29 protein-coding genes are annotated in these 22,661 nt (G+C 45.4%); all 29 read right to left on the bottom strand.

Annotated features, from left to right (window positions below; genetic code table 11):
• Nucleotides 1–13 precede the first annotated feature (13 nt).
• On the bottom strand, nucleotides 14–718 hold the full coding sequence (locus KCTCHS21_RS07180; RefSeq protein WP_130606302.1) for a peptidoglycan-binding protein LysM: 705 nt from the start codon (nucleotides 716–718) through the stop codon (nucleotides 14–16).
• Nucleotides 715–3,219: a hypothetical protein gene (locus KCTCHS21_RS07175; RefSeq protein WP_130606300.1), complete on the bottom strand. Its 2,505-nt coding sequence runs from the start codon at nucleotides 3,217–3,219 to the stop codon at nucleotides 715–717. Before KCTCHS21_RS07175 ends, KCTCHS21_RS07180 begins: the two co-directional genes overlap by 4 nt.
• Before the next feature lie 53 nt (nucleotides 3,220–3,272).
• Complete coding sequence (locus KCTCHS21_RS07170) at nucleotides 3,273–3,917, bottom strand: hypothetical protein (RefSeq protein ID WP_130606298.1); 645 nt, start codon at nucleotides 3,915–3,917, stop codon at nucleotides 3,273–3,275.
• A 230-nt stretch (nucleotides 3,918–4,147) separates the two neighbouring features.
• Nucleotides 4,148–4,573 (bottom strand): phage tail assembly chaperone, encoded by a 426-nt coding sequence (locus KCTCHS21_RS07165; RefSeq protein WP_130606296.1) that lies wholly within the window; start codon nucleotides 4,571–4,573, stop codon nucleotides 4,148–4,150.
• A gap of 30 nt (nucleotides 4,574–4,603) precedes the next feature.
• Nucleotides 4,604–5,068, bottom strand: coding sequence for a phage tail tube protein (locus tag KCTCHS21_RS07160; RefSeq protein WP_130606295.1), 465 nt, complete (start codon nucleotides 5,066–5,068; stop codon nucleotides 4,604–4,606).
• Between the two features lies 1 nt (nucleotide 5,069).
• Nucleotides 5,070–6,383 carry a phage tail sheath family protein gene (locus KCTCHS21_RS07155; protein ID WP_130606293.1) on the bottom strand — a complete coding sequence of 438 codons (1,314 nt, stop codon included), beginning with the start codon at nucleotides 6,381–6,383 and terminating at the stop codon, nucleotides 5,070–5,072.
• Nucleotides 6,384–6,575 carry a hypothetical protein gene (locus KCTCHS21_RS07150; protein ID WP_130606291.1) on the bottom strand — a complete coding sequence of 64 codons (192 nt, stop codon included), beginning with the start codon at nucleotides 6,573–6,575 and terminating at the stop codon, nucleotides 6,384–6,386.
• The gene (locus tag KCTCHS21_RS07145) at nucleotides 6,572–7,000 is read right to left on the bottom strand and encodes a phage tail terminator family protein (protein ID WP_130606289.1); all 429 of its coding nucleotides are present in this window, start codon (nucleotides 6,998–7,000) and stop codon (nucleotides 6,572–6,574) included. The genes KCTCHS21_RS07150 and KCTCHS21_RS07145 overlap by 4 nt, the downstream gene beginning before the upstream one ends.
• A gap of 4 nt (nucleotides 7,001–7,004) precedes the next feature.
• Nucleotides 7,005–7,409 carry an HK97 gp10 family phage protein gene (locus KCTCHS21_RS07140; protein ID WP_130606287.1) on the bottom strand — a complete coding sequence of 135 codons (405 nt, stop codon included), beginning with the start codon at nucleotides 7,407–7,409 and terminating at the stop codon, nucleotides 7,005–7,007.
• Nucleotides 7,409–7,774 (bottom strand): ABC transporter ATP-binding protein, encoded by a 366-nt coding sequence (locus KCTCHS21_RS07135; protein ID WP_130606285.1) that lies wholly within the window; start codon nucleotides 7,772–7,774, stop codon nucleotides 7,409–7,411. The genes KCTCHS21_RS07140 and KCTCHS21_RS07135 overlap by 1 nt, the downstream gene beginning before the upstream one ends.
• Nucleotide 7,775: 1 nt before the next feature.
• Nucleotides 7,776–8,168: a phage head-tail connector protein gene (locus KCTCHS21_RS07130; protein WP_130606283.1), complete on the bottom strand. Its 393-nt coding sequence runs from the start codon at nucleotides 8,166–8,168 to the stop codon at nucleotides 7,776–7,778.
• Nucleotides 8,131–8,499 (bottom strand): hypothetical protein, encoded by a 369-nt coding sequence (locus KCTCHS21_RS07125; RefSeq protein WP_130606281.1) that lies wholly within the window; start codon nucleotides 8,497–8,499, stop codon nucleotides 8,131–8,133. The genes KCTCHS21_RS07130 and KCTCHS21_RS07125 overlap by 38 nt, the downstream gene beginning before the upstream one ends.
• Before the next feature lie 12 nt (nucleotides 8,500–8,511).
• Nucleotides 8,512–9,468 carry a major capsid protein gene (locus KCTCHS21_RS07120; protein ID WP_130606279.1) on the bottom strand — a complete coding sequence of 319 codons (957 nt, stop codon included), beginning with the start codon at nucleotides 9,466–9,468 and terminating at the stop codon, nucleotides 8,512–8,514.
• Between the two features lie 22 nt (nucleotides 9,469–9,490).
• Nucleotides 9,491–10,063: a phage scaffolding protein gene (locus KCTCHS21_RS07115; protein WP_130606278.1), complete on the bottom strand. Its 573-nt coding sequence runs from the start codon at nucleotides 10,061–10,063 to the stop codon at nucleotides 9,491–9,493.
• Nucleotides 10,064–10,245: 182 nt separating this feature from the next.
• Entirely contained in the window at nucleotides 10,246–10,500 is a 255-nt protein-coding gene (locus KCTCHS21_RS07110; protein ID WP_130606276.1) for a hypothetical protein, read from the bottom strand.
• A 4-nt stretch (nucleotides 10,501–10,504) separates the two neighbouring features.
• The gene (locus KCTCHS21_RS07105) at nucleotides 10,505–12,202 is read right to left on the bottom strand and encodes a minor capsid protein (RefSeq protein WP_130606274.1); all 1,698 of its coding nucleotides are present in this window, start codon (nucleotides 12,200–12,202) and stop codon (nucleotides 10,505–10,507) included.
• A complete protein-coding gene (locus KCTCHS21_RS07100) occupies nucleotides 12,199–12,405 on the bottom strand; it encodes a hypothetical protein (RefSeq protein WP_130606272.1) in 207 nt (68 codons plus the stop codon). Before KCTCHS21_RS07100 ends, KCTCHS21_RS07105 begins: the two co-directional genes overlap by 4 nt.
• The gene (locus KCTCHS21_RS07095) at nucleotides 12,398–13,858 is read right to left on the bottom strand and encodes a phage portal protein (RefSeq protein WP_197726512.1); all 1,461 of its coding nucleotides are present in this window, start codon (nucleotides 13,856–13,858) and stop codon (nucleotides 12,398–12,400) included. Before KCTCHS21_RS07095 ends, KCTCHS21_RS07100 begins: the two co-directional genes overlap by 8 nt.
• A gap of 11 nt (nucleotides 13,859–13,869) precedes the next feature.
• Nucleotides 13,870–15,108 (bottom strand): PBSX family phage terminase large subunit, encoded by a 1,239-nt coding sequence (locus KCTCHS21_RS07090; protein ID WP_232058112.1) that lies wholly within the window; start codon nucleotides 15,106–15,108, stop codon nucleotides 13,870–13,872.
• The gene (gene terS / locus KCTCHS21_RS07085) at nucleotides 15,101–15,865 is read right to left on the bottom strand and encodes a phage terminase small subunit (RefSeq protein ID WP_232058218.1); all 765 of its coding nucleotides are present in this window, start codon (nucleotides 15,863–15,865) and stop codon (nucleotides 15,101–15,103) included. The genes KCTCHS21_RS07090 and terS overlap by 8 nt, the downstream gene beginning before the upstream one ends.
• Before the next feature lie 212 nt (nucleotides 15,866–16,077).
• On the bottom strand, nucleotides 16,078–16,668 hold the full coding sequence (locus tag KCTCHS21_RS07080; RefSeq protein ID WP_130606266.1) for a tyrosine-type recombinase/integrase: 591 nt from the start codon (nucleotides 16,666–16,668) through the stop codon (nucleotides 16,078–16,080).
• Nucleotides 16,669–16,927: 259 nt separating this feature from the next.
• Nucleotides 16,928–17,560, bottom strand: a complete 633-nt coding sequence (locus KCTCHS21_RS07075) for an RNA polymerase subunit sigma-24 (RefSeq protein ID WP_130606264.1) — start codon at nucleotides 17,558–17,560, stop codon at nucleotides 16,928–16,930.
• Between the two features lie 85 nt (nucleotides 17,561–17,645).
• A complete protein-coding gene (locus KCTCHS21_RS07070; RefSeq protein ID WP_145988926.1) occupies nucleotides 17,646–18,077 on the bottom strand; it encodes a hypothetical protein in 432 nt (143 codons plus the stop codon).
• A gap of 301 nt (nucleotides 18,078–18,378) precedes the next feature.
• Nucleotides 18,379–18,759, bottom strand: coding sequence for a hypothetical protein (locus tag KCTCHS21_RS07065; protein ID WP_130606260.1), 381 nt, complete (start codon nucleotides 18,757–18,759; stop codon nucleotides 18,379–18,381).
• Nucleotides 18,752–19,174 carry a YopX family protein gene (locus KCTCHS21_RS07060; RefSeq protein ID WP_130606258.1) on the bottom strand — a complete coding sequence of 141 codons (423 nt, stop codon included), beginning with the start codon at nucleotides 19,172–19,174 and terminating at the stop codon, nucleotides 18,752–18,754. Before KCTCHS21_RS07060 ends, KCTCHS21_RS07065 begins: the two co-directional genes overlap by 8 nt.
• 2 nt (nucleotides 19,175–19,176) lie before the next feature.
• Nucleotides 19,177–19,878, bottom strand: a complete 702-nt coding sequence (locus KCTCHS21_RS07055) for a hypothetical protein (protein ID WP_130606256.1) — start codon at nucleotides 19,876–19,878, stop codon at nucleotides 19,177–19,179.
• A complete protein-coding gene (locus KCTCHS21_RS07050; RefSeq protein ID WP_130606254.1) occupies nucleotides 19,871–20,158 on the bottom strand; it encodes a hypothetical protein in 288 nt (95 codons plus the stop codon). The genes KCTCHS21_RS07055 and KCTCHS21_RS07050 overlap by 8 nt, the downstream gene beginning before the upstream one ends.
• Before the next feature lie 70 nt (nucleotides 20,159–20,228).
• Nucleotides 20,229–21,197, bottom strand: coding sequence for a DUF3102 domain-containing protein (locus tag KCTCHS21_RS07045; protein ID WP_130606252.1), 969 nt, complete (start codon nucleotides 21,195–21,197; stop codon nucleotides 20,229–20,231).
• On the bottom strand, nucleotides 21,194–22,519 hold the full coding sequence (locus tag KCTCHS21_RS07040) for a PcfJ domain-containing protein (RefSeq protein WP_157993974.1): 1,326 nt from the start codon (nucleotides 22,517–22,519) through the stop codon (nucleotides 21,194–21,196). Before KCTCHS21_RS07040 ends, KCTCHS21_RS07045 begins: the two co-directional genes overlap by 4 nt.
• Between the last annotated feature and the right edge of the window lie 142 nt (nucleotides 22,520–22,661).

The following is a 22,661-nucleotide window of genomic DNA, read 5'->3' as shown; positions in this document are numbered from 1 at the left end:
TATCTACCTCCACCTATGTTGGTAACTTAAGAACTAAGCCGACTTGTAAATTCTTTAGTTGAGCGTCTGTAAGACCGTTCAGCTTCTGGATTTCCCTCCATCGACCGGAGTTGCCTAAATACTTTCTTGCTACGATTAGCAAATTTTCACCCGCAACGAGTTTGTGTGTCGTAGGCTTAACACGCTCGTCAGGCCTCGCACTCTTCTGTTGGATCGTCTTTGCCCCTGTTACTAGATTCGTAACCACAGTCACTCGTTTCGGGGCGTAAAAAACATACTTCTTTAGTGTGAGGGTGTACTCAATGTCACCGGGAGATCCAGCGACTTCTTTCCAGTCAAATTTTTCGATGCTAACAGCTTCACTTATTTTAAAATCACCATCCGAAAAAGTGAACCGGGCTGGATATTTAGACGCCATCCATCCCCTTATATACTCCACATATTTCTGGGGTGTATAAACGTAGCTAGTCTCAAGCAAGGGATCAACTGAGTCCTTGAGTAGTGTATTGTAGTATTGACGGGTTCCTTTTGCAGGGAAGAAGCTAGAGAACGAATACTCTTGCAGTTTCATCCCTTTTATGACGTTAATCTCCCCAAGTCCGACAACCTCATAGGTTTTACTTGTGAGACCATCACTAAATTCAATGCTTTCGGGGTTTACTGGTATTTGAAGCACTTCTTCTTGATTGTTATACGACAGAAAAATAGCAACACTCATCCACCATACACTCCTTCTGCCGATGCAGCAAATTCCTTTTCCAGGTGTTCCGTAATACGCGTGATAACAGTGTCGACATCGTAACCGTTATTGATATCGCCGGTCTTCACTTGCACGGTCGGCGTTAGCTTAACAAAGTTTTGGATGTTCTTCATCTCTGCGAGTTCTCGCATGACCTTGAGGTCTTCAGAAGAAATATCGACCTTGTTTTTAATTTTGCCAACCTCTTCTACCTTGTTGATATTCGGGTCAACATTCCACGCCCCTTTCCCCATTTTACCCACGAGGTCGGGCCCAGTCGGAATACTGGAAAACGCATCACTCATGTTGCCCGCAAGGTTCGACCCAATATCGTACCCTTGTTTTGCTAACTCGTTGACATCCTTTTCTTGCATCCGCTCAATGACTTTATAACCATCAGGCATTTCCCCAACCCAATCTTCCATCATACCCTGTAAATCTGTGATGTTTCCGGCGAGGTTTGATCCAAACACCCAATCAATCGCCGATGCAATCTTTTTCACCATGTCCAGCACGCTGTTCGCAAGACCAACAAACAGTTTTTTGGCCGAATAAACAGGATCGTTAAACATATTTGCAAAAAACTCAATGAACAAAGCGAAGAAGTTCCATATTTTAGCAATTTCATTGTAGATGGCGCCGTACAACACACCAAACAAAGCGCCGACGTATCCAAGTATTTGGTCTGTCGTTACCCCTAACTTTTTAAGGATAATGACTATCAGTGCGATGACTGCCACAATAAGTAAAACGGGCCACGCAGCTGCTAGCCAAGCAATGCCCATGGATACGAGAGAGGCAATAATCATTGGAATTAGCACCATGGCTATTGCGAGTAAAATAGGCTGAACGATATCCCAGTGGTTTTGTACCCAACCGGTAAGCATTTGGAAGCCTTGAATGACGGATTGGATAGCTATGGCGATGACATTAAACGTCCCAACAAATACTGTTTTTATTTGGGGCATGTTATCCATAATTAAATTAACCACTTGGTTTAATATGGGTAACAAGCTATATCCGAGCGTTGTCATAACGTCGCCCCACGCATTGTTAAGCCGCTTGATTTGCCCTTCTGGCGTTTGCGCCATCGACCGTGCGAGGTTGCTTTGGTTTTCATCCAAAACTTTAACCAGTATTGCAGCACGCTCTGTCTCAGTGCCATACTTAAACGTTTTGATTTGCGCCTTGTCGAGGATAGACGTGAGCTTAAAGCCGTTACGGCTCAATGCGTCAATCTGTCCCATCATAGCCTTACCCATTAAGTCAGCAGTTTGTTTTAAATTGTCCTGAGATACATTCACGCCATAGGTTTCTGTGGCCAAGTTATACATGGACTCCGTGAGCATGTCGATGTTACGCGGGTCATACACGTATTCGGCCAACTGTGATTGTCCGTACATCCCTTCAGCTGCACCAATCGCAGTTGTTTTCTCTAACTCCTCAGCGCGGCGCTTAACCAAATCGATTCCATCTTGTGTCATCCCATTGATATTCGACATGATTGACTGTAATCGCTGCTCTGACCGGATTTGCTCCGTCACAGCGCCGTAAATAGCTCCAACAAACCCCTTTACCACTTGTAGGCTCAAATAGGCCGCTACCATACCTTTGATGTTACTTAGCAGTTTATTTGAGCTACTACCGCCTTGCTGTAGCCGATCATTAAACTGTTGCTGCAACTGGTTGTTTTTTTCTTCCAGCCGCTTAATACGTTCCAAAGCATTTTCTAGTTGTTTTGTATTTGCGCTTACCGTACTGAGTTGTCGTATGGCTACAAGTAGCCGCATGACAAGGCGCTTGATGTCGGTAAACATCGTGGTCAACGATGCGGGTAATTGCGCCTGAATTTTCATTTTGATTGTACCGATCTCTGCTAAGGTCTTAGCTTTGAGGGCGGCAATATCAGCCATGAATTGCGCGACATTGAGTTGCGGCTGAATGGACAGGGCGGATGAGATACCGCTTAATGCAGCCGTTAACTGAGAACGTGCAGCACTTGCATCTGGCACTTGTAATTGAATATCCACCTGTACCGACCCAATTTGTTGTGAGATCGTCGAGACATCCGGTGTCTGCAAATCTATGTTTGCTTGGATGGTTCCGATCTGTTGCACGATTTCAGTTCGCGCTGTTTCCGCCTGGGATACTGCCCTTGCGGGATCGAGTGTTAGCTCGATAGCTGCCGCCGTGGTCCCGGATCTGACTTGCCCCCTAATGCGCTCGATCTCCTGTGTCACATCATTGGCATCTATGACTACCCTGATTGCACTGTCTGTCCCTACGGTTTGCATGCGCTGCCTTATATCTTCAACATGAGTGACAGCAGCGCTTGCGTCCACCTCAAGAGAAATGCGTTGTTGGAGTTCTGTTCGGAATCGTTCGGCAATACCCAAGACCCGCTCTAGCCCTTGTTGTGCACTATTCAGTGTCTGGCTAAATTGGTCGAACAATTGCAAACTTGTGCTTACGGTTGGCATCCTTACGCCTCCTTACCTTGCCAATCAAACAAAAAAGCACCCCGAGGGGCGCTTCACGTAATTAGTTTTGCTGCTTTTAGATCGGCGATGTTGAAATAATTACTCTTACTGTACCTTAGAACCCTTATGCCGTTTGAAGTGATCTCTCCTGATTCACTCTCAAACCAATCATCCGGCACTTGCAACCGAAATGCTTCTTTTGGGGGGATAGTGGAAAAGTCTTTATAAAAAACAATTTCCTTGGATTGCTTATCATCATCGGTATATACATTTTCGATTTTAGATAATAAACTTTTTGATATCCAGCCCTCACTCAATTTAGGGGGTGGTGGGTTGTTGTTAATCTTTGCAATAAGGATCGAAGCATCTTCACTATCTTTATGCCCCTTGTAATCCCCACCCGTTCCCTGTGAGGATGTGGGCGCAGATAAATCCCCAATCTCTAATCGCTTCAATTCTGCATTCCACTTGTAATTCACGTTTAGCAGATCACCGATTTTAGCGAGTGGTAAGTACGTGCGTCCGTTGTAGCTTAAGATTGGATTGTTGGCATCTTTGTAAGCCACTCCATTAACAAGTACCGGTGACCCGAACGCAGTAAGTACATATTGTTTCACCGCTCCGTATGCCGGTACGGCAATCATCGCTACGGCACCAATCATAATACCCAACGCTAATGTCATTAAGGTCTTCTTCAAAACTATTTCCTCCTCTGCGCTTACTAGTTACTAGTTTACCAGAGTATACCATAGACAAGACCTTTATTTCTTTGTTTTTCGACGGCTCTTTCGTTCATGCTCCACTCTTATGTCGATCATTGCATAGATGGCCGCCTGCTCTAGACGGCTCATCTGCATGAGGACATGTGGCATTATGTGCAACTCATGGAGGGCATAGTAGGCGTAATTAGCCTCACTGTCGCCCTCCGTTATGAGTTTTTTACCTCATCGACCAATTCGTTCATATCCTTGTCAAACCCGTTTAGCTGCTGCACCTTTTGAACGAGGCCCACGTACTCCCCAGGCCGAAGCATTTTACGCAGCAAAGATTCGGCGCCGAGCACACCATACGACTTTTGCAACTCCGAGTCCTTTAGATTTGGAAAGATCGTACTGGCAACTGCAAGTTTAGCAAGGTAATCATCTGAATTAGTTTCCGGTACCTGAGCCCCGTTCTTACCTTTTACCTTCCGTGTTGCAGCTTTACGGCATTCTTCGTTTTCTGCTTCCGTCATACTGCGAAGCTGCCATGCCACGGGCTGTCCATCCTTGTCCTTAAACCGATCAGAGACGATAAACGTCTCTGTCTCTTCCGTTGCCACATTCTGTGCGTAAAACGCGCTTAATTCACTCATTGAATAGTCCTCCTAAGGATGATGTTTTTATTATCCGAGTATTGGTGTACCGAAAAAGTCTAAGACGTCAATGTCTTCGAAAGTAAAGTCCAGGTCTTCTTCAAGTGCTTCGGACTCCGTGTCGAGCTTAGCGAAAATCACCTTATCCAAGTTAACGCCTTTAAGCATGACCGTTTGTTTTCCGATAGTGGAATTCGGATCTTCATTTACGACTTGAATGTCGAAATAAGTATCCACGCCGTTTTTAATGTAATTCAGCATCAATTTACGGAAACGGGAGGTCACATAATAGACGGTCATACTACCACTGCCAGACCATCCTGTTGCTTTATGCTGTGTGCCACGGCGCCCAAGCGTCTTGATCTCAGCCTTTTCCTTTTCAACAGTGGCTTCAAGTGATTTGATGTAAAACATTTCTTCTACCAGACCGTTTATCGTGGCATAAGCTCGACCCTCTTGACCGTTAATCGTGTCGTTCGCTTTTAAATAGGACATCCTACTTCACCTTCACTTTCATGTATACTTTTTCAATTGCATCCACCGGCTGTACATGTAGCTCCACATAGACACTGTCCGAATCGGCACCAGGCAAGACAATGACATCCGCTGACTCAAAGTTCTGGATTGCGGCCGCTTGTTGAAGTGCGTCTAGGTAATTGATACATTCCGACTTCAGAAGGTTTCGGCCATCGGCATTGTTGTCTACCTTGCCGATATAGAAAGACTCGTAAATGCGCTTGAAGTCATTGCCAATCCCGTCCAGCACGCGAATGATGCGATTTTTTGCAAAAGGACGCGTCTTGTCGGGAGTGAAGCTAGTAAGGGTATTAATGTCCTGCTCCACAATTGCGCGGTCACGATTAGCGGTAAATAAAAACTCGCCAGCAACTAACGCCGCCTCAATCTGTGCGTTAGTATAACGAGGGTTAGCATCAATGGCATCATCGTATCCTTGGAAGGTTAACGAGGACGCCACACTTGCCGCCGCTGTTGCTGCAGCTACCCAAGCGGTTGCTTGCTCCGCAGTTAGCTTAGTACCATCTGAGAGGATAACACCGTTTTTGACACTAATTACACCTTCGTGGTCAGCAGCAGGGTAATTGGCGACAACTGCCTGCACCTTCTTACCTTCATCGTCTCTGAGTCGCTTGACGTAGGCGGAATAGATTCCTTTCAGCACACTATCAGCGCCCGTGTAAGCTACCGTTTGGAAATCGAGCAATTCCAAAGCCATAAGGAATCCTGTATGATCTCCGTTAACAACCGCGCCGTTTGCGCCACCAACAAGAGGAATGCCAGCAGATGCAGTAAGTGTTGCTGTGCCACTGAATACTACCCAGTCATTGGCGACCAACTCCGCAACATTAGCGACAACTTGTTTGTCCTTGGTTACACCATCTAGCTTGGTAATAACGTCAAACTTCGCGTTGTCATCTAGATTTGCTTGAATGACAACCTTAATGTCATTGCCGCGAATACCGCCATGTTTAGCTGTGATAGTCAATGTGCCGCTTGTGGCTGTCGCCTTAGTCCCTATGTTAAGTCGATAGAGTAATAGCGTCTTAGCCTGCTTCAAGCTCTCCTTGACTAGCAGGAGGTCTTTAGCCGCGATATCATGGCCGAGCAAAACGAATACGTCCTCACCCGCCTCGATTTGCATAATCGACTGAGATGGTCCCCAAGGCAATATCAATGCAATTGCTGCAATGCCTCGCTCCCCAAGGGTTCCAAGCGGCCCACCATCTCCAACGAAATTAATATAAACGCCTGGTCTGATTTTGTTTTGGGAAACCCATGTGCCTCCGGCCATTTAGTTCGCCTTCCTTTCGAGTGTTTCTTTAATTAAACTTTGGGCCTGCGGAATCGTGTAACTCTCCCCGTCTGCCAACACAACGCTCAAAACGTCCTTTTGTACGGGGTGAAATAGCTTCGATGCTAAAAATTGTTCCTTGGTAAAGGAGGGTTCGGCAATTGGTTGCGTTTCTTCCCTTGGTTTTGTCATTGCAATTTAACCTCCTGCTCAATTGATTGCATTTTAGGTAACTGAGGTGCAGGGCGCATGATGTGAAAATCATAGCTGACGAAAAAATGCATCACGCCGTCTATGACTTCATGGCGCATCCTCGTCCCCCGGCACTGTCCATTACCAACCAGCAAATACTCCAGCTTGCTATATAATTGTTCTGCGATGTCATGAGCATCTTCATTCTCGTCTATCGCCGGATTAGGAAAATAGTGAATGTCGAACGTATGGGTTCGCAGGTAGCGCCGCCCTACTTCCCGTGTCTGCGATGTGGGAAAAAGCTTAATAAAAAAGCAGGGAGCATCTAGCCCCTGCTTGATCTCTTCTCCATATCGCGGCATATCCGGGAAGTGTTCGGCTAATGCTCGTGTCACACCGTTCAGCACGTCATTGACGGTTATCATTGACTCACCCCAAATACCTACTCATAAATTCTTGATGCTTGCGTTCTAGGAAGCTAGGCAGCTCGCGTTCAAGCTCTTCTTCAGACACCGTAAGCATAAAGCGTCCCTCAACCCAACCGGAATGGTCTGGTGTTCGGTGACCATATTCGACATACAGAGCATAATCCACGGCGTTGATAATCTCCACCTGATATGTGTTCCCTGATTTTACGATATCGCCAATCGTCCAACCACGCCGAAGATCCCCCGTTGGGCCCACAGGAGTCCTTGAAATAACCTTAGCGAGTAGGCGAGCTGCCAGCTCCTTAATGCATTCAATCCGGAAAGCTGGCAAGGCTTCATTCATTTCTTTTAGGCGCTTGTGGTATGCCTTAAGCTCCCTGGTGTCAAACTTACCCATGCCCGCCATTAGGCTTTATCCTTGCGCTGTAGACTGACCTCTTGATGAGTGGGATAAGGCGGGAAAGGTTCGCCCGCTTGATACTTGCGTGTAACCCCGCCCTTAGTAACCTCAATCTCGTCACCCTGCCTAATCTCTAGCTCCGGAGAGATAAATAACTTGGACTCTGAGGCGATGTTGTTCTGCGCCTCTGTCTGCCCGTTTTTTGTGAGTCCCGTTTGCGATAGACGGCAAGGCTCATCGGTGCAAATTACCGTGAGCTGCTTGCGCGTCTTTTTACTTACAGGATCTTCGGCATTGGTGTATCGGATGATCTTCGCCTTGTCCTCGTAAAGTTTCTCGATAGCTGCGCGATGCTTGGAATAATCAATCACGCTACCACCTCAGCTTACGATAACTATTTAACTCACCTTGATAGTCGAATACAACCTCATCCACAATCGCAATGGATGGCCGGACAATAATTGGAGTTGCCGGGTTTTTGACTTCCTTGACTGTTGTATCTCCAATGCTAATTTCAAATGCTTCAGCAACAACGGGGGGTGGGAACAAGATAGCTGATTGCTCCTTGGTCAAGGCCACAGCCACCATTGCAGCCCATGTGTATTTAAGCCCATCCGGTACTTCTTGCAAATTACAATAATTCAGGATGCGCTGCTCGATCTCATCTAAATAGAGGTCGATCAGGCTGTCATGAGTCGTTTCGTTAAGAGGCAAGCCGAGACGCTTCTTAACTAGCGTCAGGATCTCCGCTTTGTTGATTGCCACCTGCTCCACCGCCCTCAGCGCCTTGCTTTGCAGCCTCCCGCTTGGATATTTCAAGTTGGATCACAGACAGAATGTCCTCTTTCTTACTTGCCTCTCCAATGTCGATTTCATGTAGTGCTGCATAATCCTTCAGTTCAGGGAGGGTCTGCTTGTCCAATGGTTTATCGGTTGCCGGTTGCTTGATTTCCTCTTGGACTTCTTCAACTTCATACCCATGCTCGCGGAACCAATCCAATAAAGATGGATCGGAAGTTTCTCCCGATCCATGAATGAAAGTAACACCGGCTGAAACGCCGTTATATTGATTATTTGGTGCGATTACCTTTGCCATCGTCGTTCCTCCTTATCCCACTTTAAGTTTGCGCATAACGCCAGCTGCTTTTGTGGCTTTTAGTGCGACGGCTGCAACCATTTCAACCTCGCCTGTCTTAACTGCTCCTGACGTGGCGAAATCAGGCAACCACGTTTTAATCGGTGCTTGTCCAGCCATCGAAACACCGTGGAAACCATCCATGCCAAGACGAACGGCATATAGGCTAGTTGTCCTCGCCGTGGGATCCGTTGGAATAACGAGTTGGTTGGTTCCTGGCTTCTCGCCGACATCAACAAGTGGAATGCCATCGTATGCTGTGATGTTTCGACCGAACTCATCTTTCGTTTCGGTGAACGAACTGGAGCGACGAGCGCAAGCACGGAACTTCGCCCATAGCTTTGCGTTCATGAGCAAGCCTGTTGGTTTGCCATCAAGCAGCGCGAGAAATTCGTCGATCTCATCCAAGAACACTTTGTAATTGCTATCCACCGCGGACGAGGACGAAAGATCGATCGGAGCAGCCGGGTTAAGCTCCGTTGTACTTCCTGCCAACGCTTTTTCTAATCCGTCAAACGCAGTAGCTTGAACCGCACTGTCGCCATTAATGACTGTATCATTAAACAATGCCTGAGCTGCCTTAATCTTCTGCGCCATCTGCATATCAACTTCACTGACAATCCCGCCCATTCCTGCGATGATCCGGTCAATTTGATAGGATCCGCCGAAGACTTTCAAGTCTACGTTATAGCGCTGTTTGGTAACTTCTTGCGGTGTGTACTCTGTGTTTACTGCCCGGAAGTTGGCTGTCGGCTGCGTAATGAGTCGTGTATATCCGTAGGTCAATGTCGCTCCGCCTCCGGTTGGTGATACCGCATCGTCAAAGGTCAAATTGCTGAGCAACCAGTTCGATTTCCGAAATTCGTCGATGACCCCGATTTGCACGTCATCCTGTACGTTCTTTTTTGCTTCTGCGAGTGTAACTGGCATATTCAATTCCTCCAATAAATTTTTATTTGCTGTAGTGTGCGGCGAGTGCATCTTTCAATGATGCCCCTACTGGTGGAGTAGAGTTTGAATTACCGACATGAGGCGTAACTCCATTGGGATTAGGATTTGGATTAGGGTTATCTGGTTTGAATAGGAATGCCTTAGACTCCTTCAAAACCTTAAGCTGATCGTCTAATCCGACAACCTTTTCTCCGTCAATGACCAACTTAGAGCGATCAAACAAACCAGCAGCAAGCGACTCATCGTGAACCTTGCCCGTCAATGCCGTTTTAATGGCGGTGGTCAGCGTCAGTTCCTTAAGTTCTGCTTCGTGCTTTTCCTTAGCCACTGTGTTCTCACCCTGCAGCTTCGTGATTTGCGCCTTCAGTTCCTCGGACATACCGGCAGTTTTTCCTAACTCAGTAATCTGCGTGTCACGATCCGAAACATCTTTCTCCGCTTTCAATTTGGCGGCGTTTACCTCATCAAAACGAGTCTTAGGAATAAAACCTTTCAACTCATCGGTTGATGCTGCAGCAGCCTTCACGGCCAAATCTTCTGGTAATCCCAATGCAATAAATTGCTCTTTGTTCATAGTCATTTCCTCCATTCATCTTCGCTTGTTGTCCCGGTCGCGTCCGGTGATGTCCTGTTGTTTAGCGCCGACAGTACCGAAACGGCGAATAGGCCCATGCAGTCTCAGCAAGAGCCTAACCATATTCCCAAACGTTTGGGATTTTGAGGCATACAAAAAGCACTCCCGGTTTAGAGAGTGCTTCAGATGCCGTACTTTTGCTTAATCAACAACCACTTCATGTCTTCTTCCTTGCTCAGACGCAATCGTTCTGCTTCATTTGAGTCTAATACACCAATAGGCGCTTTAGGTAGTGAGTCGAGCTTCTGCAGCGCTTCAAGACGAACGTTGCTAATTTCATCAACTAGCTGATTAAATCTCTCATCACCTAAATGCCCGCGCTTGTCCGCGAACAACTCTGCTATAGCAATCCGATTTTCTTCTTTTGTTCGAAGCATGGCTTTACTCCCTTTCGTAGATTAGGGACTCGACGAGAGCTGCTAGCTCGATCATCGTTAAATGCTTGGCGTCATAGCCCGCTAATGCCTGTTCAAGCGTTAGCTTAACTTTGTAATTATCCTCAGCTTGCAAGAGGAGGAAGCCGAGCTCATCGTCTGTGAGCGTGAGGGGCGCGGTTGTTGTAAGGCGGTACTTATGCTTTTTATCTACCGCTCGCAATTCCCGGAGTTTTAGACCGAAGAAGGCAAACACATCCTCCTGGCTAAATGAGCCTCCCGGTTCCCCACCAACGTCTGGATGGTTATGGGTAACAATACTGTTATTAAGTCTTGGATGGCCGATGTTAGCAAGATTGACTGAGCTACGATCTCCACGAACGTGGAATATCTCGCCTTTATCGGAAATCGCAAGTGCATGTTCATCTGCCGCCGCTTTAATTTTACGCTCTGTTTCTTCCATGTACTTTAGCGCTTCCTCTTCGCTGGCTTTGCCAAGCTTTCGAGGTACGTCCGGCTTAAGCTTATCTAATGCATCCGTTGGTAAGTCGGCTATTTTAGGGCCGTTCTCCCCTGTCTCATCATACCATATTTTGAAAGGTTTTGGCTCTGTTGTTTTGACTATTGGTGGTTCAATCACTTTGATTGGATCTCGGTTAGGCAAAAACTCAGTTTCGTATGGTGCGTACTTTTCAGCCCATTCTTTGTAAGTGATATCCCCAGGTACGCTGTATACTTGCTTATCCTCACTCTCTGCGACTCTCTCCTTAACGTTATCATCAAAATGAGGAATGGTAGTCGAACGGCAGCGCGAATGGAGTGGTGGGTAGTTTACGCCTGCCTGAGCCTCTGATAGCGGAAATACCTTTCCGTCCATATCCCTACATAGGGTTGATGTCTTGCGATCAAGCGTTGCGGTGAACTTATACTCCTTTACACCTAACTCGTTATAAGCATCAATCCGAGATTGGCCAGAGAAGTAAGCCGACTCCGTTAGAATAATACGCTCTGCATCGGATCGAGACACATTCATACGCTTGGCGAATGTGTTAATAAGTTGGTCGAGCGGTACACCGCTTGTTAGGTTCTGCGTTAAGGTTGTGGTCATCTCAGCAATAAGCTTTGTTCGATCACTCCAAATACGAGAAGAAAAGTTCTTTCCATCCGGTGCCCACGGCTTTGATAGGATCTTGTTGATTTGGTTGCTGTCCATCTTGGTGAACGTTGTGCCTACTCCAGCACCCTTTTGCAGCTCAAAGATTGATCGGTGATAATTGTCCTTGTAGATGCCGCCTAGCAAACCAGTTGTTCCGGTAAGTTTCTGTCCTGCCAATTGCTCAATTTCGTTTTGAAGCTGGATCTTCTTCGCTTCGAGACGGTTGATGTGAACGCGAGCTGATGCGTTTTCTAACTCTTTCATCCACCGTTGATCAATGGCATTCTCGCGGCCTGCCTTGATATAGTCCTGGACTGTCCACTTGAATTCCTTTAATTCTCCGGAGGTTAGGAGCTTGCGAGCTTCAGCCATATCGATAATGCCATTGTTGTTAGCGAAGCGCCTGTACCAATCATTCATATCTCGCTCAATTTTCGACATGGCCTTACCATATTGTTCGTTCATCGTCTCGACGTACTGTTCGGCTTTGTTAAGTTGGGCTTCATTTAGTGCATCCAGCCGTTTACCCCAATACGCATTGGACTTCATGGTTCATCCTCATCATTACTAGGAGCAGAAAAGCCAATAGCGGTTGTGCCGCCACTTGCCTGATTCCCATAGGCCTCAAGTAGATGCGATAAGGCATCAATTGCAACCACTGGGGTTGATTCCCCTTTTTGAATGGTTTCTGTTGCTTGGTCAGCCAATGCAGATATGAGTCGATCAACGCTTGCTTTAGCTTGTTTATTCATCGCCACCACCTCCATCAATTGGGGCTTCATCCTCTTTCAGTCCACCGTAAGATTGAGCATCCAAAAACGCCTCTTCCTTCTCCTTCTTCATTTGTTCCTCTTCCTCGGCAGCATTCGTTACCCAAGGGTGGTTAGAAATGATTGTGCGGTTACTGATAAGCCCGACACTGTTCTTTCCATCTGTGATGACGTCAGATTCGCTTGTAAGAATGTCCCGGTTAAAGATGACGTCTACCGACTCAGTGGTAAAGTCTCCTTTAGTGATTAGTAACAGGTGTTGATTGACGAACCACAGAAACTGCTCTAGGGCGGCTTGGAACTCGGTCTCCATGTCGTTCGCGTCCATGTCCAAATCGTTGTAAAGCTGCTTGAGCGCTACCCCTGTAGCTCCATTAAACTTTTCAGCTGCCATATCTACGCCGCGCCCGAACTCATAAATGTTCTTACGAGTCATTTCCATGTGCGTCTTGAATGCCTCTGTGTCTATTTCAAGATTTAGCGTATCTACCTTACCGCCACCCCCATTAGGACCTGAACGTGTTTTAACAGCCCTGAATTGGGATAGATTGCGTCTGAACTCTCCTAAATCTGCACCATCGAAGTTTTCGATTACAAAAATGCTGTTAGGTAAATCTTCGAGGTTGTTGGAATTATCCGATTTCTTGTTATCGTAATCGTCAATAAGGGACTTAACCAGTTCAAGGAGTGGTTGCTCCTCATCGTTGTACTTGAAGCAAATGAACGGAACTTTATTCCAGTTGAACGGTTCTTCGCCGATCATCATGTGTGAGGATTCCACATTTTCTGCGTCTGGAACAATTGAACCGTCTTTATCGATATAACGACGAACACCTTTTGTATCCCAATACTCTATTTTCTTAACAATCCGTTTTTCGGATGCGACATAGGTTTCGACATCATAGAATCGGATCATGGCGTCTAGGATCGTATGTGCTGAATCCTTCCATTGCGGAATGCACTCTTCACTAGGGATGATTTCAACGGAGAAGTTTCCAACTTCGTCGTAGTAAGGGTGAAGCCATTCTTTGCCTTTGATGATTGATTTCTTGCCAAGGTTCTTGAGTGTCCTAGCAAATGACTTATTGAATATCTCTTCTAGCAAAGCTTGATACGCTTCATTTTTTGTTTTCAGGCTCATTGGCTTAGAGAGCAGATATCCAACCTTCTGATCCGTTAGCTTCCGCAGGAAGCCGTGTACGATCTTATTATTTGCTAGGTTCTTGTCCTCAACCGAAATCCCATCTTGACCAATAACCATACGCTTTCGTTTGAGAGCGTCCGTTTTGTTCCTGTAGTATCGATTTCCTTCAAGCATCATTTTCCGAAGATCTGAGGATAACCAGTGTTGAATCTCCTGTTTGATGATTGCCATTTCATTCATCGGTGCGTTTGCTGCGATGTTAGCTATAATGGCTGTTGTTTCTGTCCTCATTGTCACACCACCTACCACGTATAATTGTCACCGTAACGGATTTGTTCCATCGCATAGCGCAAGGCATCCATAATGTGGTTAAACTCATCGATTGGTTTTTGAAGGAATTTGCCCGTCTTATCCTGCGCCCATAAATAGGATGCCAGCTCCATTGCTGTGTTCGGGCAACGGTATGAATGAACGATGATCTCATATTGCTCTAGGTACTGGATACCTACGTTGATGCTATCTGGGCCTTTCTCAGCCCCTTGAATGCGGTTAATCCCATGCCCGTATATCTCATCGATTGACTTAGGTTCCGAGGAATCCGCAATAATACGCTCCTTGGCATGACCTTTGCGCTTAAGCATCTCGGCAATGTCGCTATTGGTCATGGCCTGTTCGTAGTGTTCGTCATAGATATACAGCTTTTTAAGCTCGGGATTAACTAGAGCTGCCACAAAGCCGCTCGGGTCATGTCTGTAACCAAAGTCTAAGCCGAATACCGCTTTATAGCCTGGAAGCTTGGCGATCTTGTCTGGGTTGAATTCCTCTTCCCGCCAGTTTTCGTAAATGGCACCTTCAGATATGCCCCAATCCCCATTGCCCTCAACCTTATAGCGCTTAGGTCTGTTCTTCTTCATCCATTTAAACCGCTTTTTATCTGCATCATCAAGGAATTCGTTGTTTTTGTAGGTGGTTGTTATGGCTAAAGTATCGGGATCCTCTTCATCAAAAAACCGCTTCTTCAACCAGTGTTTTTCATTCCATGGGTTAAACGAGACGGTTATCTGTTTATAGTAGCCTTCCGGCACTTCCCCCCGGATGGACATATCTACTTTATCGAAATCATCTTCTTTGAGTACCTGGTACGCTTCCTCAAACCAACAGAAGCACAAATAGCCCATATCCACCGTTATGGAGGTTATGGACATTGGATCGTCTAAGCCACGGAAGAGAATCTTCTGACCAGTGGGTCTATAGATTGCTTCTAACGGGCTCTTTTTAAAATGCCATAAGTGGGCTACCCCTAAACGGCGCGATGCCCATTTTAGCTGCGCCCAGGTAGAATCCTTATGGGTGTTAAATGTCTTACGAATGACAAGCGTATTGGATAGCGGAAATTCCATCATGTTTGTGATAATGGATAATGCCGTTGTGACACTCTTCTTGGAGCCACGCCCGCCCTTAATTACACGATACCGACCTTTGAAATTCCAAAAGCTCTTATATCCCTTACCAACGACTTGCTGCAGGCTGATTTCACTCAAGGATATCATTCCTTATGACTACCGGCTGTCGGTTATTTTCACTAGCTTTCTCATCGGCTTCCGCTTTAGCTATGGTGATTTGCTGCTGAGTACGTTCGGTTTGGGCTTCGATAAGGGCGATGCGGGCGCGGCGCTCATCGTCTTCTGGCGCAATGTTCAAGAACTGTTTAATGCCAGCTCGTAGGCTGGCGTAAATGGAAGCTTGTGTTTTGGCATACTTTTCATAGCGTTCATAGGAAAAATGGAAATTCCATTCTTGCTCGACGAGCTTTCGGTGAAGTTTCTTGTTATCTCCTTTACCAGTACTATGAATCTCGTATTTCTGTTTCTTTACCTCTTTGATTATCTCGTCTTTGCTAGAGACAAACATGAGCTTTTCAAGACGAACAAACGCGACAAAAGAGTTTTCTATGCCCGTGTAGATCATATCGAGAGCGCTCATATCCTTCACCATATCAAGGATTTCAAGGTACTCGGGATCGTTTGGCATGAACTTGCGGAATGCACCGTGCTTAACTGCGTGGTCATTACCAAGAGGGCCACCTTTACCACCTTTATTTCCAATGGCGTTCTTGCTTCCTCTAGGCGGTCCCCTTCGCGGCTCTGCCATGCCCTCCCATTTATATAAGCTCTTCCACTTACGGACTAGAGCTGAGGTTACACCCACTGCATCAGCTATTTGTTTAGGCTTCAACGAGCGGTCTTTTAGGAACATTTTTAAGGCTCGTTTGTATTCTGGGCTGTGTTCCCTCGACATTGCATTCACCTCACCCCCACGTTGATTTAAGTTGGAATTCTCATTTTTTTACCATTTATTTTACATTCTTGCTTTTGAGGTTCGTACACTCAAGTTCTGAAACCTCTTTTTCTCCTAAATATTGTAACTAGAGTGAACCACAACTATAATTCTGTTGCACTCGCTGAATGGCACTTTTTTCAGTCTTTTCTAGGGCTCATTAACGGTCACGCTTAACGAGTGCGACTTTTACCTTTTTTTGTGTAACTCATACGCAAGATTGCCTTGTCCATTGCGTCCTGAGTGACCCCTAGATAGCGCAATGTGACCCGTTCGGAGTCGTGGTTGAACATTTCCATTAGTAACGTTAGATTTCGTTCATCGTCCATCCAGAGCCTGTATCCCCACGTCTTACGCATGGTGTGGCAACCTATTTCTTTCAGGTTGAACTTTCGAGCCACTTTGTTAAGCATTTTGTATGCCTGACTGCGGTCAATCGGGCGTTTTTTTAAGCCTGTCGATGTCTTTTTCTGCCGGCTTGAGAATAAATAATCGTCATCCTTCTTCCCAGAAATAAAAGCGTCAAGATCGTCCCGGATATCCGTGTGAATGATGAACTTTTTCTGCTTCCCGGTCTTACCTTCAGTGATATGAACATGAGTGCCGCGCACTTCCCATACTTGAAGGTCCAGTAAGTCACTAACCCTAAGTCCGCTGAAAACCCCGAGACTGAAAAATATATAATCTCGTTCGCTTGTTATCCTTAAATGGTCCTGGATTGCTTCGACCACCTCTGGATCTCGTATAGGCTGCACAACGTTCATTTATGCACCGCCTTGACGCAGGTAACTAACAAACATAGCTGCACCGATCCCGCCCAAGTACCCCATGGACATGAAGCGCATTTAGCAGGTTGAAGAATGGGCGGGGGTACTCTTACCTTGTGCATCATGTCACCTCCATAAGAAAAGAGGCTGCCCGTTTGGACAACCCCTTGCGTGTCTGCCTATTTACATCACATTAGCATAATATCACGGAAATTTTGGCTTGTGGCGCCTTCTTAACGTCACGTTTGCGCCAACTTTACGACATTCCCGCTAGAATAGCGTATTCTTCTAGTGATTTCGCTCTCCAACGGTCGAATGTTCGCCTTGAAATTCCGAGGGAAGAAGCGACAGTCCAGACGTCCTTGCCGTCAATGTAACGAGAAGCGAGGAGTTTGGAGTATTGAGGATTTTCTTCGCCCATCGTTTCTAGGATCGTTGATATTGCATCTCTCTGATCCATTAAGTCGCGTAGTTGGGCTTCCTTTTCGATTATGGCGTCAATTCCCTCTAACGTCCCTAGACGGGCTTCCCTCACTTTCTCGACTCGTCTAGCCAAATCTTTTAAGTCTTTTCGGTCATCTACATCAACGCCACGTTGATCTCTGATTTCGTTGAGTTGTGATTTAGTACCGGCTGGGTAATGTTCCAGATAGGCATGAGCGATGGTCTCTAGGTGTTGCTCTTTTTTATTGAGATACATATAGGACGGCATGCCATCTAGTTTTGCGTGTAGCTGCTGCAGCTTGTCCCCATCAAAAGCGTTTATTTGATAACCCATTCCAACTGACTGCTTCTCGAGAACCTTGATTCTACCACAAAGCCTCTTGTACCCGTTTAATTGATCGATGATACCTTGTTCGATTGATTGGTCAATTTTTAATGCACCCATGTACCACACACCCCTTATGTTATATAATAAGAGCATGTGTTCTAAACCCCCGACTAGCTCCCCAGCATAGGTTCGGGGGTTTTCCTTATCCCCTAATGATAGGGAGTATCTTTGATATCTGATAGATTATGTCTTTTGGTTGATCGTTTAGTTCGATGGAGCCTACAATCTTTTCTATTTCTTCGAGTTTGTTATCCTTTGCGGATAGTTCTGCCTGAGTTTCCCGCAGTTCGGAAAGAACGCGATAATAGTCTTCAACACCTTTGCATCCTTCATAGTCTAATAGTTTTTGTTGGAGCTGTTTGTTCTCTTCCAGTAGCGACTCTAATTCTTCAATTAACCAAACCTTTTGAGATTTTATGTTTTCTGCATCAAAGACTGTTTTTTCTTCCAAATACCGCAGCCACCAAGAATCATCGTATGATTTTATCTCTGCTAGCTTCTTTTCGCGGTCTAACTGCTCATTAGGTTGGGTCAACGGATCCTCTTCCCTTCTATCAATAGATTCCTGTTCCATTGATAACATCGCTTCTTTGGTATGTGCATCACCCTGCAAACATTATGTCGCTGTGTCCGTCTCCAGTTGTTTCTTTGATATCCGTACATCCGCCACACAACTTCAATTCTCTTAGCGGATCTGACGCGTAAGCCGATCCAAAAATTCTGCGATACTTAATCCCAGGTGAAATCTGTCGTCTGCAGCTATCACACTCATAGAACTTTTTGGCCGTATGAACCTTGTTCCTAATTACAGTGCTCAACTGCCGTTCACCTTCCTTTGTTTAATGTGTCTACTACGCCAGATAGACTCTATCCCTCTATCCCTCTAGACCAGCTAGTTTATCAACCCATTCTATAAACGCCGATATGAGTGGAGCCGCATTCACATCATCAGCCCAGCCACAGAACCCTATGAATCCAGATGTTCCGAATGTGATTGCTTCGCGGCTATTAAAGTAATGACACCTCATTGTGAGTTGGCATCCTAGTAAACTCCCATCCTCGGAGAAAACCGTTTTCTTATTCCTTTTGTTAATCTTCATTTCTGTATCTGCTTGATACTTGTTTCGGACGTCTAAATGCTTTTGGATGATTATTTTTAGAGCTTCGATTTTGGCTTTATCTATGGAGGCATAGGTTAGACCGCTATCGGCAAAATGCTTCCGGGCATCATCTCTGGTCAATGCCAGTTTAATCATGTCCTTTATTCCCCCCAGTGAGTAAGTGTGGGTGTTCGAAGATGTTGCCTATACGCTTTGAATTTGGTATCCATGTGTAATTGCTATCGCATTCCATTAGATCAGAAATCCATGTATAACCATCTTCAAACGAATCTGAGACGACCATGAATCCAGGCGTTTCGCACACAACTTTGCATGCGATCGATTGACCATCAATTTCAACCGATATGATGTCGCCGTGGCACAGTTCATTCTCTTCGTCTTCTCCGTCATAAACACCGGAGTATTGTCCAACTGTTTTGGGGTCAACGGCATGACTGCCTACAAAGCAAAGATATCCTTTAGCGAATAGGTTTTTACAACGTTGGTACATTTCTGCTACTACCCACTCGCCGTTGTCCAGCCGTCTACCCCTGAACTTAATCTCATGCATTGTTACTGCCCCTCCTCAGTGTTAATGCCTGGTATAGTGATGCCGAGCAACTCCGCAACCTCTTCAATCTGTGCTATCCGGTTTTCAACAATTCCTTCGTAGCCTGGGAAATTCGCGTCACGAGGGTTCTTTCTTTCATCAACCCATTCCATGTATAACTTCCGTACTTTATCCGCGCCTTCTAGCTCCCTTATCCCTGTATCCTCTGTATGGGAGGAGAGGGCTTGCTTGAGTTTCCGAATGACCCGTTCTATCGTATCTATCCCATCATCTTCAGGTGTCATCCATTCCCAAATATTAATTGCTTCAGTGATGTCGTCTCGTAGCCTTGTAGCTTCTCCCCTCATGGTGATGAGCTGGGCGGCTGTTTCTGCGTGTAACTTCACTTCTTCAACGAGCTGGCTGCTCAAAACTTCTGTTCCGACAGCCTCTCCCTGATTGAATGGGGCAGACATCCGTTTTTCATTAATGATCCTCTGCATTCCAACGTTCAATCGGATCTCGGCAATCAACGCCCGCATGATTGGATTTTCTCTCCACATTGGAGGTTCAGGATCATTCAGATATTGTTCTAGGTCATCCGCGACTATTTCGGGGTCGGTAGTAATCGGTAATCCTTTATCCCCTATCCTCGTTGCCCATATGTGGTCTTCGCTTCGAAGTAACTGGATGTTATTCGGCATTTTTATCACGAGATCATTCATGGGAGTCCTCCTTGGTAATCGTAATAGTTGCCGTTATGATGGGGTCTCTTCGTCCTTCATACATCGCTATAACATCCCTAATCCAATCGGGGGTATTTCCCTTTACCGGAAGTGTTGTGGTGCAAAACAACTCCTTGCCGTTTGGATGAACATCCGCAGATACGAGGTAAAAACTCGTTACCATTGGAATTTGCTCTTGTTTACAAACTTCTATGATTTGTTGCATGAGTGGTGAGATAACTTCGTCGTACACAGATTCTTTGTTATATCCCTGTAACATCTATCCATCTCTCCTTAAATGATTTAATGATTTATATGGATTGTGATTATGCTTGAATTGACCCGAAGTGTTAAACATTCTCGATATATTTGTTGACTAGCGTTAAGGTAGCGGTCTTATACTTTTCATAGGCTTCCGGGGCACTCGATTTTATTTCCCCCAGCACGCCAATTAGATCATTAAATCCCTTGTCTAACGATTCGAAGAGAAGCGCGTACTTAACCATTGCCTTGTTATTACTTCTGGCTAGTTTGCTTTCGCTCATCGTAAGTTGCTCTTTGAGGTCAGCCAGCTCCTTTGTAACGGAATCCGGAGTGACTTCGATAATCTTCTCCGTAACTGCCGGTACATCGATCGGCTTTTTCTTGAGTTCCGTTTCGAGTTCTTTTATTTTCAGCATCGCAGCCTTCTCAGCTTCTTTCAATTTCTTCAATTCCGCCTGAGCCTTCTCGATTTCTTCTTCATCACCAGAAGCTTGTGCAGTCTCTAGTTCAGAATTCAGTCGATCGACAGTTTCGCTAAGTTCTTTGCTTTTCGATTCGAGTTCTTTCTGTCTTTGGGACAACTTTTGATGAGCATCTAAGGCGATTTTCTCTTTGTCTTTACTCTCCTTCAATAAGCGTTCCAGTTCCTTTTTATCTTTAACGGCCTGCTCCAATTCGCGAGTGGTTAAGTTCTCTACATCGTGCTCTTTTACGAAGTCTTCGCGCTCGTCTGCAGGCACCCCTAAAAGGGCGACAGCCTGCGTGTAAGTAAGATTCGCAAGCGCTTGCGAATTTGGATTTTCACCGAAAAGAACATTCTGATTGGAGCCGTATTCCTCTGCAATTTTCATCAAATTATTAGCCGTTCTTTGCGAGTAGGATACAGAATGTTCGAGCCATTCTCCCCATTCACCATGAGCAACCAATGCCTTAGCTTCGGTAAGTCGTTGACCGATTTCGATACTTCCCACAAGCGCCATCTTCTGAACTTGATCTCTTATACTGTTGATCTCCACCGCGATTAAATCAACGGTCCTCATTGCTAATTGTGTCATACAGCAACCTCCTGCCGGTTATCCGGCTGTGCTATTTTAGTTTTACCTTTGTTCTTACGCTTCTTCTTGGATAATTTTGAAGCAGTAAATGTTTCGATAAACGCTGCGAGCTCATCAGTTGGAGGGCTATTCTTCATCCCGTATGTCTGAATAATCTTGCCCTCTCGGATTTCCATTGTATAAAATGGGGTTTCTGGGCGGTCTGCTTTCCGTATAACGAATATATCCGTTTTTCCTTCGGCATAATTTTTCGCATAACCACCGACACAGTGTTGCAATACCTTGCCTTCGTCAAAGAGTTCATTGCTGCTCTTCGCAGGCCTCAAGATGAAACCAGCAAACTCGAATCGGTACTTGTCCAAATCCTTAAGTCGAGTAGCAATTTTCATATTCAGTGATCGATCAGCTTTGATTTTCACTTTCTGGATTGTATTTTGATGAGCAGCGTGTAAATCATTCGGCAAGAAGATATGATCTTTGTCTAGCTCTATCCCGAGGTGCCTGCAGTCTTTGATATAATCACGCCAAGCGGTTAGAACGAGTGAACCTGATCGATAGTGGTTTCCATTACCCATTTGTTTGAGGAGATACTTTTTAACATGTTCGAACGAAAATCGACTAAGCATCGCTTCGAGCTCTGAGTCACAGTAATCAATATCCTTTAATTTATAAGCCTCAGTTATAGTAAGTGTTTTACTCCGATGCTTAGACTTGTGGTAAAAACGTAAGGTAGATGCATCGATCGAAAGATTAGATGTTCTGATTTCATTGATCTCTTTCTTATCGAGTCTCAGGACCTTTTGTAAAGTTTTGCCTCGCCAGTTTATTGTTCGATATAAGTCATTACCTACCAACTTATCCTCTACAATTTTCCTTAGCCCTAGCTTTGTTAGATACTCAATACACGGATACTTAGCTGCGAGTGCAAAGAATTCAACCCTATCGCCAGCATCGTACTTTTCCCATGTGCTATATTGAAATTGCGTTCCATGTGCAGCTGTTGCGATACTCTCTGGAGAGTAATAACAACGTTTGTATCTCATCATATTCAAAGTCTCAGTGGTGACTGCCTTGCGTGTTTCCCAGCCATTTGCCCAATAGTAACGAACGCGTTTTGTTGCTTTGCCTGGTTCAAAAAGATAGTGTGCAACATCCTTGTATGAGGTTTCAACCTTGTAATAATCACCCGTGTAATCTCTTATTGCATGGATACCTCTAGCAACCATAGCCTTTGGGTTAATTCGAGATTTCTCGTAGTAAACGAAATACACTTCATCGTGCAATGTTTTACGACCAATACCACTAGCTTTTACGGTGCACATCGACTTACACTTCTTGCATTCCCACTCCTGGTTGTGTTTTAATGTTTGATCTGTCATATAACTTTCTTTGCAATGAGTACAGTAAACGAATTGGATGCCCTGCACTCTTTGTGTGAATAAGTACCGGCTCCATAGTAACGCG

The organism is Cohnella abietis (genome assembly GCF_004295585.1).
In the GTDB taxonomy this organism is placed as follows: Bacteria; Bacillota; Bacilli; order Paenibacillales; family Paenibacillaceae; genus Cohnella; species Cohnella abietis.
The sequence above is the reverse complement of the archived record's forward strand: the minus strand, read 5'-3'. Positions and strand labels throughout refer to the sequence as shown.

What these genes read in the sequence shown, in the direction of transcription:
- KCTCHS21_RS07180 (WP_130606302.1), bottom strand. Translation starts at nt 718, where the DNA reads ATGAGTGTTGCTATTTTTCTGTCGTATAACAATCAAGAAGAAGTGCTT.
- KCTCHS21_RS07175 (WP_130606300.1), bottom strand. Translation starts at nt 3,219, where the DNA reads ATGCCAACCGTAAGCACAAGTTTGCAATTGTTCGACCAATTTAGCCAG.
- KCTCHS21_RS07165 (WP_130606296.1), bottom strand. Translation starts at nt 4,573, where the DNA reads ATGAGTGAATTAAGCGCGTTTTACGCACAGAATGTGGCAACGGAAGAG.
- KCTCHS21_RS07160 (WP_130606295.1), bottom strand. Translation starts at nt 5,068, where the DNA reads ATGTCCTATTTAAAAGCGAACGACACGATTAACGGTCAAGAGGGTCGA.
- KCTCHS21_RS07155 (WP_130606293.1), bottom strand. Translation starts at nt 6,383, where the DNA reads ATGGCCGGAGGCACATGGGTTTCCCAAAACAAAATCAGACCAGGCGTT.
- KCTCHS21_RS07150 (WP_130606291.1), bottom strand. Translation starts at nt 6,575, where the DNA reads ATGACAAAACCAAGGGAAGAAACGCAACCAATTGCCGAACCCTCCTTT.
- KCTCHS21_RS07145 (WP_130606289.1), bottom strand. Translation starts at nt 7,000, where the DNA reads ATGATAACCGTCAATGACGTGCTGAACGGTGTGACACGAGCATTAGCC.
- KCTCHS21_RS07140 (WP_130606287.1), bottom strand. Translation starts at nt 7,409, where the DNA reads ATGGCGGGCATGGGTAAGTTTGACACCAGGGAGCTTAAGGCATACCAC.
- KCTCHS21_RS07125 (WP_130606281.1), bottom strand. Translation starts at nt 8,499, where the DNA reads ATGGCAAAGGTAATCGCACCAAATAATCAATATAACGGCGTTTCAGCC.
- KCTCHS21_RS07120 (WP_130606279.1), bottom strand. Translation starts at nt 9,468, where the DNA reads ATGCCAGTTACACTCGCAGAAGCAAAAAAGAACGTACAGGATGACGTG.
- KCTCHS21_RS07115 (WP_130606278.1), bottom strand. Translation starts at nt 10,063, where the DNA reads ATGAACAAAGAGCAATTTATTGCATTGGGATTACCAGAAGATTTGGCC.
- KCTCHS21_RS07110 (WP_130606276.1), bottom strand. Translation starts at nt 10,500, where the DNA reads ATGCTTCGAACAAAAGAAGAAAATCGGATTGCTATAGCAGAGTTGTTC.
- KCTCHS21_RS07105 (WP_130606274.1), bottom strand. Translation starts at nt 12,202, where the DNA reads ATGAAGTCCAATGCGTATTGGGGTAAACGGCTGGATGCACTAAATGAA.
- KCTCHS21_RS07100 (WP_130606272.1), bottom strand. Translation starts at nt 12,405, where the DNA reads ATGAATAAACAAGCTAAAGCAAGCGTTGATCGACTCATATCTGCATTG.
- KCTCHS21_RS07095 (WP_197726512.1), bottom strand. Translation starts at nt 13,858, where the DNA reads ATGAGGACAGAAACAACAGCCATTATAGCTAACATCGCAGCAAACGCA.
- terS (WP_232058218.1), bottom strand. Translation starts at nt 15,865, where the DNA reads ATGTCGAGGGAACACAGCCCAGAATACAAACGAGCCTTAAAAATGTTC.
- KCTCHS21_RS07080 (WP_130606266.1), bottom strand. Translation starts at nt 16,668, where the DNA reads ATGAACGTTGTGCAGCCTATACGAGATCCAGAGGTGGTCGAAGCAATC.
- KCTCHS21_RS07075 (WP_130606264.1), bottom strand. Translation starts at nt 17,560, where the DNA reads ATGGGTGCATTAAAAATTGACCAATCAATCGAACAAGGTATCATCGAT.
- KCTCHS21_RS07070 (WP_145988926.1), bottom strand. Translation starts at nt 18,077, where the DNA reads ATGGAACAGGAATCTATTGATAGAAGGGAAGAGGATCCGTTGACCCAA.
- KCTCHS21_RS07065 (WP_130606260.1), bottom strand. Translation starts at nt 18,759, where the DNA reads ATGATTAAACTGGCATTGACCAGAGATGATGCCCGGAAGCATTTTGCC.
- KCTCHS21_RS07060 (WP_130606258.1), bottom strand. Translation starts at nt 19,174, where the DNA reads ATGCATGAGATTAAGTTCAGGGGTAGACGGCTGGACAACGGCGAGTGG.
- KCTCHS21_RS07055 (WP_130606256.1), bottom strand. Translation starts at nt 19,878, where the DNA reads ATGAATGATCTCGTGATAAAAATGCCGAATAACATCCAGTTACTTCGA.
- KCTCHS21_RS07050 (WP_130606254.1), bottom strand. Translation starts at nt 20,158, where the DNA reads ATGTTACAGGGATATAACAAAGAATCTGTGTACGACGAAGTTATCTCA.
- KCTCHS21_RS07045 (WP_130606252.1), bottom strand. Translation starts at nt 21,197, where the DNA reads ATGACACAATTAGCAATGAGGACCGTTGATTTAATCGCGGTGGAGATC.
- KCTCHS21_RS07040 (WP_157993974.1), bottom strand. Translation starts at nt 22,519, where the DNA reads ATGTGCACCGTAAAAGCTAGTGGTATTGGTCGTAAAACATTGCACGAT.